The sequence below is a fragment of the Microbulbifer maximicatervae (SeqCode) genome, from assembly GCF_056232625.1.
Genome location: NZ_CP174324.1, coordinates 3,895,853 through 3,912,190, shown reverse-complemented (window position 1 = coordinate 3,912,190; position 16,338 = coordinate 3,895,853). Strand labels below are relative to the sequence as shown.

Below are 16,338 nucleotides of genomic sequence, written 5' to 3'. Positions count from 1 at the left end.
CCAAATATATCGCGGATGTTTACTCCGGCTTTAGGACGTCCTGCCACCAATTGAGTGGGGTCTGCCCGTCTTTAGGGTCATAAACATTGCCGTAATACCAAACGCTATTAGCCCCATCGCAGGCACTGTTGAGGATCTCCTCAATCTTATCGAACCCACAGCTGACATGAATGCTGTAGACCAATACGCGCGGTGCCTCCAGATCCAACTCGCCCCCGAGCTTCTCCAGCTGTGGGGTCAACTTATCAGACAGTTCCGTGCTATCGCCGCGACAAAAAATACGCACTGCCAAATTGCCCGAGCGCTTTACCAACTCAAATTGCTGGGTGTCTTTATCGACCTTAATGTAATCCCCACTGGCGATTCCCTTAATAAAGACAGGGGATCGCACCAGTTGGCAGCTATCATCCTCGCTCACACGAACCTGTAGCCGTTCCACCACGGGCTCACCTTCGGGGTTGTTGCCCGCAAATAACTCAATGACTTGAAGTGCCGTCATAAACCTCAGTTCCCGTACTGTGTACAATGAGTAACCATTCTAATGACTCAACATTATACAGGGAGGGAGGCAATGATCTCGCGTACCCAAGCGCTTACGGCATGTGTCGCGTTTTGGACAACCACGATTCTCGGAGGATGCGTTGTCAATCCAGTCACCGGTGAGAAACAGGTTTCGCTGATATCTCCGCAGCAGGAAGTTCAACTGGGGCAACAGCACTACGCTGCCAACCAACAGCAACAGGGCGGCCAATACACCATTGATCCGGCCCTGCAAAACTACGTCAATCAGATTGGCCAAAAGCTGGCGCGGGTCTCAGACCGCCCCCAGCTACCTTACGAGTTTGTGGTTCTGAACAACTCGGTTCCCAACGCTTGGGCCCTGCCCGGCGGCAAAATTGCCATCAATCGAGGCCTGCTGGTGTTACTCGATGACGAAGCTGAGCTCGCTGCCGTACTGAGCCATGAGATAGTTCACGCTGCTGCGCGACATTCTGCAACTGCGATGTCCCAACAACAATTACTGGGCGCAGGCCTGGCAATCGTGGGAGCTGCCACCCAGGACTCTGGCTACTCTGACTTGATTGCCACCGGGACTCAACTGGGGGGCTCCGCCTATATTGCCCGCTACAGTCGCGGCAATGAGTTAGAGTCAGATCAATACGGTATGAAATATATGGCCGCTGCAGGATATGATCCCCTGGGGGCCGTACGCCTGCAAAGAAAATTTGTTGAACTGTCGGAGGGGCGGCAAACTGGTGGGCTGGAAGCGCTCTTTGCCAGCCATCCCCCTTCCCAGTCTCGTGTCAGCGCTAATATCAAGCACAGTCAATCTCTACCCAAAGGGGGAATCACCAACCGGGCCGCCTACCAAAAAGCCATAGCGCAATTAAAGCGCGATGCCGATGCTTACAAGAATTACGACGATGCGGTTGCCGCAGCCAATAATAAAAAATTTGACTCTGCACTAAAGCTGGTAAGAAAAGCTCAAAAACAGCAACCCAAAGAAGCTGCCTTTTTTGCGCTAGAAGGCGATTTACTCAGCCAAAAGAAACAATATAAAAATGCCCGAAAGGCATACGATAGTGCCATTCAAAAGAATCCGGCGCTATTTTCGTATTGGCTAAAGCGGGGATCTACTAACCTTAAATTGAAAAACTATAATTCTGCGGAAGGCGATTTAAGCAGATCCTTGCGGTATTTAGAGACGGCTTATGCCCACTATTATCTCGGTCAAACTTACGAAAGGCAGGGAAAAAAGCAAAGTGCTTACAAACATTATCAGGAGGCGGCAAGTGCGGGAGGGGAAATTGGCACCATGGCTCAAAATAGAATTAAAGCGATATCTGATAAAGGTTAAACTTTAAGTTAAAAATTTCATTCGCCTATTTTTTCAGAAATCTATGGGAATAAAAAGGGCTATCAACGATAGCCCTTTTTCTATCAAGTTACAGCTGAACAGTCAAACCCAGCTCAAACTTGTCCACATCAATATCGGCATTAGCGCCTACACCATAGGTATTCAGACCAAAGCTACGGATATTCAGGCCATCAGCAAACATAGTGCTGTAACCAGCTTCAACAGCAACATTACGGCTAAAGAAGTGCGAGAATCCAACTTTTACATCTTCATTCTCGTCAATCTTCGCGCCAAAAGAAGTATTCTGGGAGAAGAAGTAGTCTGCACCCAGCTGCCAGTAGTCATCACCACCGTCATAATCGGCATAAGCAAATTCTGCGGTCACATATTGATCGCCACCCAAGTTAGCAAAGTACTTGGTTGAAAAAACACCCGCATCATCGCCAGCGATAAAATCAAAACCGATGTAGTCGGAACCACTCAATTGGTGATTATAGCGAAGCTCAACAAAAGTCTCGTCAGTGCCATCAAAATCTGTATGGGACAGCTCTACCAAGAAGTTTGGAGTAAACAGGTATCCGATAGAAGCTGTATTAACAGCTTCATCATCAGTTTCAGTTAGGCTCGCACCTAAAACCATACCAAAGCTAGTGAAGTATTCACCTGCGATGGCAATGCCATCTAAATCTTCGCTAGATATATCGTAGTGGGTGTAAGCAGCAGATATATTGCTAGCCTTATTGATATATTCAAACTCTTTTAGAGGACCCAATGCTTCTTTACCGGAGAAGTAATAGGTGGTTTCAGCAGAAAACTGATTGCCATCAGCCCCATCGAAATCCAGGTTTGAATAATCCAAAGTAGTGATCGAATTATACTCCTCGGCACCAGCAGTTGCGGCAAGAAGCATTAAGGGAAGAGCAGCGAGCTTGAATCTCATTGAATAAATCCTTCGTTAGCGTAGCGATCCAAATTGGGCTGCGAATTGTAGCAAAAGTTTTTTGGTGCGCAACAACAGCAAATTACACGATTAGCAATTAGGGCCAATTTTGCGGCAAAGCGAATATTTTTTTTCGATAAAAAGCTTATCAATCAGAAAAAACAAATGCTGTAATTGGCTGTAATGCACTAAATAAATATATCCCAGTAAAAAATAATAAAATAAAAAATTTTATTTTATAAGCGGATACACATTTATTCAGGTAGCGTTCAGGTTCAACTGATTAACATCAATCACTTTTAATATTTACGACCCATTGCGGGTCATAAAATTCCCCTATTAAACTAATTTTTACAAAAGGGGCCACGCTGGCAATGATTTCATCAATTTTTTTACTGTGCTCAGCTTGCATAGCATCCCGATCTTTTTTACATCGCCAGCTAGCAATGGCTATCAACACATTGGGGTCATCAATTTTTTGATGGAGCTCTGTGCCCATCGCTCCCGGGGAGCGCTGGATAATCTCAGAAGCGCGCATCCAGGCATCGGCATAATCCTCAGCTTTAAACCCATTTTGTAGATGAACCTCGAAGATAAATTTCATGCTCTGTATTACCTAACGACTAACAAATAGTTTTCCGTAAAAAAAAAAGGCCGCACTAGGCGGCCTTTTTAAATTAGCAAAACCCTTTAGGACTTGCGCAGATTTTCCTGGTGCCCGTGCCGGATATCAGCACCCTCCACCAAGTAAACAACCTGTTCACAAATATTCTTCGCATGGTCACCGATCCGCTCCAGTGAGCGCAGGGTCCACAACACATTAATGACCCGGGAAATACTGCGCGGGTCCTCCATCATGTAAGTTACCAGTTCACGTACGGCCGTACGGTAATCCATATCAACCTGCTGGTCCTCAGCAAGAGTTTGCAGAGCCGACTGCACATCGAAACGAGTATAGGCATCCAGGGCGTCATTGAGCATTTTGCGCACAGCATTGGCAATATGACGGATTTCGGTATACCCGCGCGGCGACGTACCTTCATCTGTCAGCGCTATGGCCATCTTGGCAATCTTGCTCGCCTCATCTCCAATTCGCTCCAGGTCGCGGGCAATTCGAATGACAGACAGCACCATGCGGAGGTCGGATGCCGCCGGTTGGCGCTTGGCAATAATTAGCGTGGCGTGCTCATCCAGGGCCATCTCACTTTTATCTATGACTTCTTCAATACGCAGCACTTCCTCGGCCAGCTCACTGTCCGCATTGGCCAGGGCATCAACCGCATCGGCAACCTGGCGGGCGACCATACCGCCCATTTCCAGCATCTCTGTCTTTAAGCTTTCCAGGTCTTCATTAAATTGGCGTGAGATATGTTGATCGAAATGCATTTCCATAGTTTTCCCTCCGAGCAGGAACCTTAGCCGAAGCGGCCGGTGATATAGGCTTCAGTGAGTTCGTGCTCGGGGTTGGTGAACACCGTTTCAGTATCATTAACTTCCACCAAATGCCCCAAATGGAAGTAAGCCGTACGCTGACTCACCCGCGCAGCCTGCTGCATCGAGTGAGTAACGATTGCGATAGTGTAGTTCTGGCGCAGCTCATCGATCAGCTCTTCGATTCGCGCCGTTGCAATCGGGTCCAGGGCAGAGCAGGGCTCATCCATTAGGATTACTTCCGGGCTCACCGCAATAGCGCGGGCGATACACAGGCGCTGCTGCTGACCACCGGACAGACCCGTACCCGGCTTATCCAAACGATCTTTAACCTCATTCCACAGACCGGCGCGGCGCAGGCTGTTTTCTACGATCTCATCCAGATCGGCACGGCGGCTGGCAATGCCGTGGATTTTTGGGCCGTAGGCCACATTCTCGTAAATGGACTTGGGAAAAGGGTTTGGTTTCTGGAATACCATGCCAACGCGGGCGCGCAGGGGTACCACGTCCACTTTGGGGCCGTAGATGGGGTCACCATCCAGACTTAACTCGCCCTCGACGCGACAACCTTCAATAGTGTCATTCATGCGGTTGAGGCAACGCAAAAACGTCGACTTACCACAGCCGGAGGGACCGATCATGGCAACCACTTCATTTTTTCCGATATCGAGACCGACCGAGTGGATCGCCTGGGTTTCACCATAGAAAACATTCACATTGCGCATACGCAACTTGGCGGTGTCACAGAAGGGTTGGCCAACTGTTTCTCTAACATCAACCCGATCATTCATCATTTGCCTACCCGCAACATCGGATTGCGCCGCATCAGTTTGGCTGGCGGCATCCAGGGTCATGGTACTCATATAATATCCCGCTTTCTGATAATCCGCGCTCTGTTACCAGCGGCGCTCAAGTTTCTTGCGCAGCAATACCGCGCTGGTATTCATCACAATCAGCACGCTCAGCAACACCATAATGGCTGCGGAGGTGCGCTCGACAAAGGCGCGCTCCGGGCTGTCTGCCCACAGAAAAATCTGCACAGGCAGCACGGTGGCCGGGTCGGTTACCCCAGCAGGTACGTCGACAATAAAAGCGACCATACCAATCATCAATAGGGGCGCCGTCTCACCGAGGGCCTGGGCCATACCGATAATCGCGCCAGTCAACATTCCCGGCATCGCCAGGGGCAGCACATGGTGGAAAACCACCTGCATACGCGAAGCCCCCATACCCATTGCCGCCTCGCGAATTGAGGGTGGCACCGCCTTCAAAGCCGCGCGGCTGGAAATAATAATCGTGGGCAAGGTCATCAGTGTCAGTACCAAGCCCCCTACCAGAGGTGCCGAACGCGGCAACTCAAAGAAATTAATAAATATCGCCAGGCCCAGAAGGCCGAAAACAATAGAAGGCACTGCCGCGAGGTTATTGATATTCACCTCAATCAAATCGGTCCAACGGTTTTTGGGTGCATACTCTTCCAGGTAAATCGCCGCCGCCACACCGATAGGAAATGACAGTGCCAGAGTTACCAACAGGGTAAACAGGGACCCCATCAAGGCTGCGCGGATGCCCGCCTGCTCTGGTTCACGGGAGTCGCCATTAGTAAAGAAGATGGTATTGAACCGCTTCTTCAGTTCACCGCTGTCCAACAGCTGCTCAATCCAACCGGCCTTCTGGTCCGAGGTACGACCACGGAAACCCTCTTTGGAATCCTTCAGGCTTTTGACGAAAGTATCCACATCGTCATCGACTGACAGCCAGACTTTCTCGGATTTACCCAACAGTTCCGGATTCGCAGCTAAGCGATCGCGCAGGGTAAAAGGTGCTCCGGAGGAAACCAGGCTGTAGAGTTCACGCTTGTCACTGCGACCAGTCACAGTGGGAAAGCGCTCGCGCAGGGACTGACGAATAACACCGGTGAAGTTTGCCCAGGTCAGACTTTCATCATCGACCTTATCGATGCCCAGAACCTGTTCGTCGTAGTGCACCTCCAGTTGGATAGCTGTCTGCACAAAGGCACCACTGCCTTTGCTGATAATGTCAGTGAACAAAATCAGTACAGCGAGTACACCAAAGGCAATACTGCCGATACCCAACCCACGAAACAGCTTTTCTTTGCGGTGACGGCTGGCGAGGCTTTTTTCTATGCGCTCGCGAACCTGCGCCTGAGTAAGATCAGTCATACTGCTCCCGGTATTTTTTCACTACGTGCAAGGCAATAAAGTTCAGCACCAAAGTGGAGATAAACAACATCAGGCCCAAAGCAAAAGCGGCAAGGGTCTTGGGACTGTCAAATTCCTGGTCGCCAACCAACAGAGTCACAATCTGCACCGTCACAGTCGTGACCGATTCGAGCGGGTTGGCGGTGAGATTCGCCGCGAGTCCGGCGGCCATCACCACAATCATGGTTTCACCAATTGCGCGGGAAACCGCCAACAATACACCGCCAACGATGCCGGGTAGTGCCGCAGGAATCACAACTTTGCGCACCGTCTCGGACTGGGTGGAACCCAAGCCCAGGGCACCATCGCGAAGGGACTGGGGCACCGCATTGATCACGTCATCGGACAGAGAGGAAACAAAGGGAATGATCATGATTCCCATCACCAGGCCAGCGGCCAGTGCGCTTTCACTGGAGGCCTGTAGGCCCATAGAGGTGGCCAACTCGCGAATAAATGGAGCAACGGTTAAGGCAGCAAAAAAGCCGTATACCACGGTGGGTACACCGGCGAGAATTTCGAGTACTGGCTTGGCCAGGGAACGCACGCGCTTACTGGCGTACTCCGCCAGATAAATAGCCGCCATCAATCCCACAGGTACTGCCACAAACATGGCGATCGCGGACACCATCAGGGTTCCGGTGAACAGGGGCACAGCACCAAAAGCACCGCTCGATCCCACCTGGTCTGCGCGCAGGGCCATCTGTGGGCTCCAGTGCAATCCAAACAGGAATTCACTCACCGGCACTGACTGGAAGAAACGCAGGGATTCAAACAATACCGATAACAAAATACCGACAGTGGTTAGAATCGCGGCGCTGGCACAGGCAATCAGCACCGTGCGCAGCACTTTTTCAACTTTTTCGCGAGCGCGCAGCTTGGGAGAAAAGCGCAGCAATGCAAAAGCGGCAAGGCCGCTGGCCAACACCAAACTCAGGAAGGCCTGTAAATTATTGGAGCTGGAACGCAACTGACTGAGGTAGTCCGCAGCACTCTGCAATTGTGGCGACTTTTCACCTATCAGGTGGCCCGCCGCGAGATTCTGGATCTGCGCGTAGAGAAGGTTCTGCCCGGAGATACTCTCCGGCTTATCGGCAATACTATTCATGACCATCGCACGGATGATCGAATCGTCAAACACCAACCAGCCACAGAGTAATATCAGTGCTGGCAAACCACACCAAAGGGCGGTGAGTAATCCGTAGTAACTGGGCAGGGCGGCCAGATTGCGAACGCCGCCAAGACTGCGAGCAGCGTTCACTGCACGGCGAAAGCCAGTGCCGTAGGCCACTAATATCAGGAGCAGCAAAAGTGCGAACAGTGTGGGGGTTTGCATTGAATTACCGTACTAAAAATATCGTCGCTGGCATTATCCAGACTTTATCCCCGCGTTCCATCACAGGGGGGCGACAATTTGTGAGTCTTCTTATAAAGAACGGCCAAGCCCTTTCGAGCTTGGCCGTCAATTCCCTTTGACAGTACAACTCCAGAATTTTTTTACTTGGCTGCGAGATTACTCAGTGCGTTCAGCTTGCGCACATCGGTAGCAATCTTTTGACGCTTCTCGGTGGGCAGAGGAATCATGCCTTTGTCAGCCAGGTAGCCATCTTCACCCCAAGCGCGCTCATTGGTGAATTCAGCCAGGAATTGCTTAACACCGGGAACCACATCAGCGTGCTGCTTCTTAACGTAGATAAACAGCGGACGGGAAACCGGGTAGCTCTGGTCAGCGATGGAGTCGAAAGTGGGGGCCTGATCTTCGATCAGGGAGCCCTGTACCTTGTCAGCATTCTGGTCGAGGAAACTAAAGCCGAAGATACCCAGGGCGTTCGGGTTGGCAACCAGCTTGTTCACGATCAGGTTGTCGTTCTCACCGGCCTCAACATAAGCGCCGTCTTCGCGAACGTTGTGACAGATCGCTTTATAAGCGCTCTTGTCTGTTTTCTTCATGGCTTTGATCCAGCCAAACTTCTTACAGCCACCTTCCATTGCCAGCTCGGCGAAAGCATCGCGGGTACCGGAAGTGGGGGGCGGGCCCAAAACTTCGATTTTGGTGTTGGGCAGGGCTGGATTTACGTCCTTCCAGGTCTTGTAGGGGTTGGCTACCAGAGTTTCAGAACCATCTGGGTTAGGTACTTCCTTAGCCAGGGCCAGGAAGATGTCCTTGCGGGTCAGCTTAAAGGGAGCTGCTTTCTTAGCATTCGCAAGAACGATGCCGTCGTAACCGATCTGTACTTCAACAACATCAACACCGTTGCTGTTACACATTTCCAGTTCGGATTGCTTGATGCGACGGGAGGCACCGGTGATATCTGCAGTGCTTTCTCCAACACCCTGGCAGAACAACTTCATGCCACCACCAGTACCAGTGGACTCAACGACTGGAGTTTTAAACTGGGTTGCGCGGCTAAAACGCTCCGCCACAGTCGTAGTAAACGGGTAAACAGTAGAGGAACCTACAACACTAATGTAGTCGCGCGCTGCCATAGCAACCTGTGAAGTTGCCAGGGTCAGGGCTGCCAGAGAAGTCGCCAGAATTTGCTTGTTCATTGTGTAACTCCGATGAGTGTTTTTATTTCACGCGGCGATGCTAGGAACAACGGGTGACGATTCTATGAATAAAAGATTACAAAAAGGTTACAGCTGTATTTTTACCCTGCTGGCATGAGAGCGGGCAAAGGGTTAACCTTCGAGCAACATAAATAACAATAAGATGTAAAGAGAGAAGCCCCCATGCGTTTTCTGCTGTGCAGCGCGCAGGCACTCGAGCGCCTGACCAGTCATACCGGGCAACTGCTGTCCTGGTTCACCTGGGCCATGGTCCTGTTACAAAGCTGTGTTGTGGTGATGCGCCACGGCTTCAATACCGGTTCTATCGCCCTACAGGAATCCGTGATTTACCTGCACGGTGCAGCCTTTATGCTGGGATTGGCCTATGCGTTGCAGACCGATGCCCATGTGCGGGTGGATGTCTTCTACCGCAGGATGAGCGCCAGGGCCAAAGCCTGGATCAATGCAATTGGTTATCTGATATTCCTCTTACCGCTTTGCGTCTTTCTATTTATAAGCAGCTGGCACTTTGTACTGAATAGCTGGTCAGTTTTTGAAGACAGTGCGAACGCCGGCGGCCTGCCCGGGGTATTTTTACTGAAGAGCCTGATTCCTCTGTCCGCCGTCACCCTGGCTCTGGCGGGGCTGGCCCAGTTTTTTCGCGCCCTGGTGCAATTGATGCTGCCCCTACAACAGTCCAGTCCAATGTCGTCGTCAAAAGCAGTACTGAAGCAGGTAGAAGGGGCCGAAGTGTGATTGAGCTAATCCCCTTTCTGATGTTTGCAGCCGTCTGCGCTCTGCTTATGTTCGGCTACCCAGTAGCTTTTACCCTCGCGGGTACCGCCCTGCTATCAGCGGGCCTGGGTATTGTGTATGGTGTATTTGATGCTGAGTTGCTGCGCGCTTTCCCCGATCGCCTCTACGGCATTATGCAAAACGGCACTCTGGTTGCCGTTCCGCTATTTGTGCTGATGGGGGTAATACTGGAGCGAGCCAAGATTGCCGAGGATTTGTTGGTTAATCTGAGCAAAGCCTTTATGGGGGCTCCTTCGGGACTCGCCATTTCTGTAGTGGTAGTGGGCGCGCTGCTCGCCGCCAGTACTGGCATTGTCGGTGCAACTGTAGTCACCATGGGGCTGATGTCACTGCCCACCATGCTAAAAAACGGTTATTCGCCCAACCTGGCCACCGGCACTATCTGCGCCACCGGTACCCTCGGGCAAATTATCCCTCCCTCTATTGCCTTGGTTCTACTGGGTGACACCCTCTCCAATGCCTATCAACAGGCACAACTGTCTGCGGGCATTTTCAATCCCAAGCCAGTCAGCGTAGGGGATCTGTTTGTAGGGGCAATTATTCCCGGCTTACTGCTGGTGGCCGCCTATATCATTTATCTGTTATTTATTGCCCGTCGCCCCAAACCCACGGAGAGCAGCGAGCCTCCAGAAGTGGATAAGGCCCAGCTACTTCGCAGTCTTTTGCCCCCGATTGCCTTAATGCTGATTGTGCTCGGATCGATCATTGTTGGCGCTGCCACCCCCACAGAAGCTGCTGCTGTCGGCGCGCTGGGGGCGGCGTTACTGGCGTCCAGTCGCGGAGCACTGAGCTTTAAACGCGCCGGGGAGATCGGCCGCAGTACGCTTCAGGTCTCGGCAATGGTTTTCGCCATATTAATTGGCGCCTCATTATTTTCTCTGGTATTTCGCGGTTACAACGGCGAAGAGTTGGTGACAGGATTTTTCCACAGCTTGCCCGGAGGGGTAATCGGCGCGACCTTGTTGGTGATGCTGGTAATCTTCCTGCTGGGCTTTATCCTCGACTTTATTGAGATCACCTTTGTAGTGGTACCAATTGTGGGCCCGGTACTGCTGGCAATGGGCGTCGATCCGGTGTGGCTCGGCATTATGATTGCCATCAATTTGCAAACCTCTTTCCTAACGCCTCCATTTGGGTTTGCTCTCTTTTACCTGCGCGGGGTGGCCCCCAGTTCTGTGGCCACATCGGCCATCTATCGCGGGGTAGCGCCTTTTATTGCCATTCAACTTTTACTGCTCTGCCTGCTGGCGATATGGCCGGCCCTAGCCACTTGGTTGCCGGGGGTGGTTCAGCAATAGTGATCTGCGACACGTGGAGAGCCGTCCATAGACTGAGAGGCAGCACCAACGGCCAAAAACGCGTCTACGGTCGACTAAAGGCCGAAATTTATTCTGGTTAATTACTGGCCAAATTGTGCTAGAATGCGCCACCATTCCAGTAGTGGAAACCAATAACTCTAACAATCTGTGAGTACCCGATGTCCGCACTGTCAGCTCTCGATGAAGATCCGCAACCCACAGGCACGCTAACCCTGCAAACCCTGGCTATGCCCCGCGATACCAATCCGCAGGGGGATGTTTTTGCCGGTTGGCTGATGTCGCAGATGGACCTCGCTGGCGCCATTCTCGCGCAAACCATGGCGCGCGGCCGTGTCACAACTGTTGCGGTGGGCAGCATGGTTTTCCTGCGCCCGGTTCCAGTTGGCTCAACAGTCAGCTGCTATGCGGAGGCTATCGAAGAAGGGCGCTCCTCGATTCGCACCATGGTTGAGGTTTGGCTGACGCGGGTGGATTCCGGTGAGCAGGTCAAGGTTACCGAGGGTGAGTTTGTATTTGTCGCTATCGACGATGCCGGCCGTACCAGGCCGCTGCCCTGATTGTAGGTTTCGAGTCCGCCGGCTGTAGAGCAACACAGCCGGCAATATCATCGGCCCAGTAGTTGGGCGCTAATCTTCCTTTAACTCTCTCGCCTGGTAGTAAGCCTCTTCACTAATCTCGTGGTAGGGCTTCACATCCCGTTCAAATTCTTTAAAGGCTTTGTAAACACGGGCAAACTCCGGGTCCTGCTGCGCCGTCTCCTGCATAATTTCGTTGTTGATCTTCTTCAGATGAGACAGAACATCCTCCGGCAAGCGCTCCACTTTTACCCCGTGCTCTTCTACCAGCTCCTTGAGGGCCCGGTTATTGCGTGCCGTGTATTCGTCCAGCATATCCTGGTTGGCTTCACGGGCGGCGACTCGCACTATCTCCTGCAAATCAGCAGGCAGTTTTTCGAATGCCTTTTTATTAACGATAAATTCCAGGATAGAGCCCGGCTCATGCCACCCGGGGTAGTAGTAATACTCAGCGACCTGGTGGAAACCAAAAGCAAGATCGTTGTAGGGTCCCACCCATTCGGTAGCATCGATCACTCCAGTCTGGAGGGCGGTGTAGAGTTCTCCACCGGGAATGGTCACCGCAGTGCCGCCTGCGCGGTTTAAAACCTCACCACCCAGGCCGGGAATACGCATCTTTAGGCCCTCTAAATCCTTCACCGACTCAATCGGTTTGTTAAACCAGCCCGCCATCTGTACACCGGTTGAGCCCCCCGCAAGTGGGATCAGGTTAAAGGGCTCGTAGATCTCCTCCCAGAGTTCGAGACCACCACCATGGTGCAACCAACCATTCATCTCCTGGGCATTCAAGCCAAAAGGCACCGCAGTAAAAAACTGGGCAGCGGGCACCTTGCCTTTCCAGTAATAGGCAGCACCGTGTCCCATCTGCGCGGCGCCTTCCGATACAGCACCAAATACGCCCAGGGCAGGTACCAACTCACCGGCACCGTACACTTTGATCCTGAGACGCCCGGCTGACATCGCCTCGACTTTCTTGGCAAAACGCTCCGGCGCACTGCCGAGGCCAGGGAAATTCTTGGGCCAGGTAGTAACTAATTTCCACTCGAACAGCTCTTTATTGCCCTCTGTGGAAAAGTGTTGGGCAGGGCCCATTGCTGCACGGGAAGCTACCAGGGCGGCGAAGGTAATGGCGAGCAGGGCTAAGAGCCCGAGAATGATGGCCGGGTACCAATTGAGTTTTTTCATTGCTACTAATTTATCGTTATTTTTGTATTGTACAAATTATCGGCAGACGCTTTGGTCGCCAACTTAGGTCTTCAGGGGAAGTCCTCTGTGATCTGCCCCTGGTATTTTGAATGGATTCCCGCTATCGCTGGAATCCATCCACCACTATCTAACTTTCAATTCTGCATGCCTCTCAGTACCGACATGCTCCAGCACTCAGTATTTAATGCTTAGTGCCAGCTCAAGCCATCACTCAAAGTGGCTGCAACTTGGCCATTGAAAGTATCAGCCTCTTGTCGCCAACATCGTCAAAATTAACCAGCACCCGCATTCGAGGACCCGTTCCCTCAAACTCAATGACAGTTCCTTCACCAAACTTGGCGTGGTCCACTCGCCCTCCCAGAACCAGCGGGGGCAAATCATCGAAGTCTGGCGCCGGGTCGGAAAACTGGCCTACCTTGCCGTAGTCCGCCTGGTAGAGGGGACGGGAAATTTCGGTCTTCAGGCGCACTTCTTGCACCAAATTAGGTGGAATTTCGCCGATAAAGCGGGAAGGGCTGTTATAGGTTTCGCTGCCAAACAGACGCCGGTTTTCCGCGTAGGTAATGTATAGCTTGCGCATGGCGCGGGTGATACCCACGTAGCAGAGGCGTCTCTCCTCCTCCATGCGGCCGGGCTCCTGCGCAGACATCTTGTGGGGGAACAGGTTTTCCTCTACACCCGCCATAAATACCAGGGGAAACTCCAGACCTTTAGCGGAGTGCAGGGTCATCAGCTGGACCGCATCCTCAAACTCATCCGCTTGGCCTTCACCGGCATCCAGGGCCGCGCTATCGAGGAACTGGTTAAGAAGGGGAATTTCCTCCTCATCTTCCTCTCCCTCGGGCAGGCCCGCACCGGTAAAGCCGCGACAGGCAGTGACCAGTTCCTGCAAGTTCTCCACCCGTGTTTGGCCTTTCTCGCCTTTCTCTTTGCCGTGAAACTCCAGCAAACCGCTGTTTTCGATCACATCCTCAGCAATAGCATCCAACTCTTTATCTTCTGCATTCGCTGCCAGCTGGTTAATCAGGTCCAGGAAGCTCTGCAGGGCATTGCCGGCGCGAGCAGCCAATACCCGCTGCTGCAACATCAGCTTGGCCGCCTGCCACAGGGAGCAGCCTTGCTCCCGAGCATAAGAGCGAACCATCTCTACAGTGCGCGCGCCGATGCCACGGGTGGGCGTATTCACCACCCGTTCAAACGCAGTGTCATCATCGCGGTTGGTAATCAGGCGTAAATAAGACAGGGCATTCTTGATTTCCAGGCGCTCGTAGAAGCGCTGGCCGCCATAGATACGGTAGGGAACCTGCTCGCGCAAAAGCCCCTCTTCAAGTACCCGGGATTGGGCATTGGAGCGGTAGAGGATGGCGATGCTATCGCGGCGATTACCGTCGCGCACCCAGTCATTGATACGCTCGACAATAAAGCGCGATTCATCCTGTTCGTTGTAGGCCGCGTAGACGGCGATGGGCTCACCCTCTTCACCCTTGGTCCACAACTCCTTGCCTAGGCGACCGCTGTTATTGGCGATCACCGCATTAGCCGCATTTAGAATGGTCGAGGTGGACCTGTAGTTCTGCTCCAGTCGCACCGTCTGCACTTCTCGTAAGTCTGTGGAAAAGTGCTGGATATTCTCGATCTTGGCACCGCGCCAACCGTAGATAGACTGGTCATCGTCACCCACGGCGGTGATATGGCACTGCTCACCGGCGAGTAAGCGCAACCAGGCATATTGAATCGTGTTGGTATCCTGGAACTCATCCACCAGGATATGGGGGAAGCGCCGGCGGTAGTGGGCCAGAATAGCGTCGTTATTCAGCCAGAGCTCGTGGGCGCGCAACAGCAGCTCGCCGAAATCCACCAATCCACCGCGCTGACAGGCCTCTTCATAGGCGAAGTAGATTCGCACCATGGTCTGCAACCAGGGATCGGCGCCGGCATTGATATATTGCGGGCGCAGGCCTTCATCTTTCTGCGCGCCAATCCACCACTGGGTTTCACGCGGTGACCACTTTTTATCATCCAGACCCAGATCTGCCTGTACCCGCTTGATTAGGCGAAGCTGGTCGTCGGAATCCAGGATCTGGAAGTTCTGCGGCAACTTGGCTTCTTGCCAGTGAGCCTTGAGCAGGCGGTGAGCCAGGCCGTGGAAGGTGCCCACCCACATGCCAAAAGTGTTCACCCCCAGCAGCTCTTCGATACGGGCGCGCATCTCGCGGGCCGCCTTGTTGGTAAAGGTTACCGCCATAATGGAGTAGGGCGAGGCGCCCTCCACCTGCATCAGCCAGGCGATGCGGTGTACCAGCACCCGGGTCTTGCCCGAGCCGGCACCGGCCAGAACCAATTGATTGCCGGGCGCGGCAGCTACTGCTTCGCGCTGGGCGTCGTTGAGGGGGTCTAAAATCTGAGATACGTCCATGGGCGAAGATTGTACCAGAGCTGATGCACAAGACCTGTGTAAATAAACAGGATTTTGTCCCGCCTGACAATGTAATGTGATGTCGCTCGCCAGCAGAGGGCACAGCGGCTAAACTGCGCCATCTGGCATAGAGAAGGAAGTCCTGTGAAACCGGCGGAAGTAACGCAACGAATCAGTGAACAACTGTCATCCATGCGCAAATCAGAGCGCAAGGTGGCGGAGTATATTCTCGCCAACCCCGATGAAATCATTCATATGCGCATCGTCGACCTGGCCACTGAAGCCCAGGTTAGTGAACCGACCGTGGTGCGCTTTTGCCGCGCCGTGGGCTGCTCCGGATTCCAGGAGTTCAAGCTGAACCTGGCGCAGCAGCTGGCTTCCAGCCCCAGCTTCGGCCAGATTGCGGTTACGGAAACGGATACCATTGCCGAGTACAAGCGCAAGGTTTTCGACTCCACGGTGGATACCCTGCTGAAAGTCCGCGATAGAATTGACGACCGTGCCCTCGAGGCCGCTGTCACTGCGATGGCCGCTTCCAAGCGGGTGGAATTCTTCGGTTTTGGCGCCTCCGGTGCCGTCGCCGCCGATGCCCAGCACAAGTTCTTCCGCCTACAGTTGGCCACCGCTGCCCACTCGGACCACCACATCCAGAATATGTCGGCCATGTCCATGCAAGCGGGGGATGTAGTAGTAGCTATCTCCCAGAGCGGTCGCACCAAGGCGTTACTTCGCTCCATGAGCATGGCAAAAGAGCAGGGCGCTCTGGTGGTTGGTTTGGCACCCAGCGGCTCGCCGGTAGCACAGCAAGCCAGCATCCCACTGGAAGTGGATGTGGAAGAGGATATTGAGATCTATACGCCGCTGTCCTCGCGCATCGCCCACCTGGTGGTAATCGATGTCCTCGCTATCGGCGTAGCCCAGCGCAAAGGTCCTCAGCTACAGGAGCACCTGTTGAAACTGAAACAGGGACTGTACACATTGCGGGAAGACAAGCACTAAACTCCCAGA

The 16,338-nt window shown here is 52.9% G+C and carries 15 protein-coding genes; 5 read left to right on the top strand and 10 right to left on the bottom strand.

The features are described from left to right. Positions 1-19 precede the first annotated feature (19 nt). Entirely contained in the window at positions 20-499 is a 480-nt protein-coding gene (locus tag ACJJI6_RS17015; protein ID WP_108735048.1) for a DUF4265 domain-containing protein, read from the bottom strand. Between the two features lie 72 nt (positions 500-571). On the opposite strand from ACJJI6_RS17015, the gene ACJJI6_RS17010 reads away from it, so the two are divergent. After that, the gene (locus ACJJI6_RS17010; protein ID WP_475711360.1) at positions 572-1,858 is read left to right on the top strand and encodes a M48 family metalloprotease; all 1,287 of its coding nucleotides are present in this window, start codon (positions 572-574) and stop codon (positions 1,856-1,858) included. A gap of 88 nt (positions 1,859-1,946) precedes the next feature. On the opposite strand, the gene ACJJI6_RS17005 is transcribed toward ACJJI6_RS17010, so the two are convergent. From ACJJI6_RS17005 to ACJJI6_RS16975, 7 genes are all read right to left on the bottom strand, one after another. Then, complete coding sequence (locus tag ACJJI6_RS17005) at positions 1,947-2,798, bottom strand: putative porin (RefSeq protein ID WP_475711358.1); 852 nt, start codon at positions 2,796-2,798, stop codon at positions 1,947-1,949. A gap of 289 nt (positions 2,799-3,087) precedes the next feature. Beyond that, positions 3,088-3,402 (bottom strand): antibiotic biosynthesis monooxygenase family protein, encoded by a 315-nt coding sequence (locus ACJJI6_RS17000; RefSeq protein WP_475711356.1) that lies wholly within the window; start codon positions 3,400-3,402, stop codon positions 3,088-3,090. An 86-nt stretch (positions 3,403-3,488) separates the two neighbouring features. Beyond that, positions 3,489-4,190, bottom strand: coding sequence for a phosphate signaling complex protein PhoU (gene phoU / locus ACJJI6_RS16995; RefSeq protein ID WP_282930610.1), 702 nt, complete (start codon positions 4,188-4,190; stop codon positions 3,489-3,491). A 23-nt stretch (positions 4,191-4,213) separates the two neighbouring features. Continuing rightward, positions 4,214-5,020: a phosphate ABC transporter ATP-binding protein PstB gene (gene pstB, locus ACJJI6_RS16990; protein WP_475713467.1), complete on the bottom strand. Its 807-nt coding sequence runs from the start codon at positions 5,018-5,020 to the stop codon at positions 4,214-4,216. Between the two features lie 105 nt (positions 5,021-5,125). Next, positions 5,126-6,412 (bottom strand): phosphate ABC transporter permease PstA, encoded by a 1,287-nt coding sequence (gene pstA, locus ACJJI6_RS16985; protein WP_282930609.1) that lies wholly within the window; start codon positions 6,410-6,412, stop codon positions 5,126-5,128. Beyond that, positions 6,405-7,784, bottom strand: a complete 1,380-nt coding sequence (gene pstC / locus ACJJI6_RS16980) for a phosphate ABC transporter permease subunit PstC (protein WP_444892394.1) — start codon at positions 7,782-7,784, stop codon at positions 6,405-6,407. The genes pstA and pstC overlap by 8 nt, the downstream gene beginning before the upstream one ends. Before the next feature lie 161 nt (positions 7,785-7,945). Then, positions 7,946-8,998: a PstS family phosphate ABC transporter substrate-binding protein gene (locus ACJJI6_RS16975; protein ID WP_282930607.1), complete on the bottom strand. Its 1,053-nt coding sequence runs from the start codon at positions 8,996-8,998 to the stop codon at positions 7,946-7,948. A gap of 183 nt (positions 8,999-9,181) precedes the next feature. Here ACJJI6_RS16975 and ACJJI6_RS16970 point away from each other — a divergent pair, with 183 nt between their 5' ends. The 3 genes from ACJJI6_RS16970 to ACJJI6_RS16960 all read left to right on the top strand — a co-directional run bounded on the left by ACJJI6_RS16970 (position 9,182) and on the right by ACJJI6_RS16960 (position 11,690). After that, positions 9,182-9,754, top strand: a complete 573-nt coding sequence (locus tag ACJJI6_RS16970; RefSeq protein WP_475711354.1) for a TRAP transporter small permease subunit — start codon at positions 9,182-9,184, stop codon at positions 9,752-9,754. Beyond that, complete coding sequence (locus tag ACJJI6_RS16965) at positions 9,751-11,112, top strand: TRAP transporter large permease (protein ID WP_475711353.1); 1,362 nt, start codon at positions 9,751-9,753, stop codon at positions 11,110-11,112. Before ACJJI6_RS16970 ends, ACJJI6_RS16965 begins: the two co-directional genes overlap by 4 nt. Before the next feature lie 188 nt (positions 11,113-11,300). Beyond that, a complete protein-coding gene (locus ACJJI6_RS16960; RefSeq protein WP_108735392.1) occupies positions 11,301-11,690 on the top strand; it encodes an acyl-CoA thioesterase in 390 nt (129 codons plus the stop codon). Positions 11,691-11,759: 69 nt separating this feature from the next. On the opposite strand, the gene ACJJI6_RS16955 is transcribed toward ACJJI6_RS16960, so the two are convergent. After that, positions 11,760-12,893: a TRAP transporter substrate-binding protein gene (locus ACJJI6_RS16955; protein WP_475711352.1), complete on the bottom strand. Its 1,134-nt coding sequence runs from the start codon at positions 12,891-12,893 to the stop codon at positions 11,760-11,762. Between the two features lie 232 nt (positions 12,894-13,125). Continuing rightward, a complete protein-coding gene (uvrD, locus tag ACJJI6_RS16950; RefSeq protein WP_282930603.1) occupies positions 13,126-15,330 on the bottom strand; it encodes a DNA helicase II in 2,205 nt (734 codons plus the stop codon). A 144-nt stretch (positions 15,331-15,474) separates the two neighbouring features. Here uvrD and hexR point away from each other — a divergent pair, with 144 nt between their 5' ends. Next, complete coding sequence (hexR, locus tag ACJJI6_RS16945; protein ID WP_282930602.1) at positions 15,475-16,329, top strand: transcriptional regulator HexR; 855 nt, start codon at positions 15,475-15,477, stop codon at positions 16,327-16,329. Positions 16,330-16,338 lie beyond the last annotated feature (9 nt).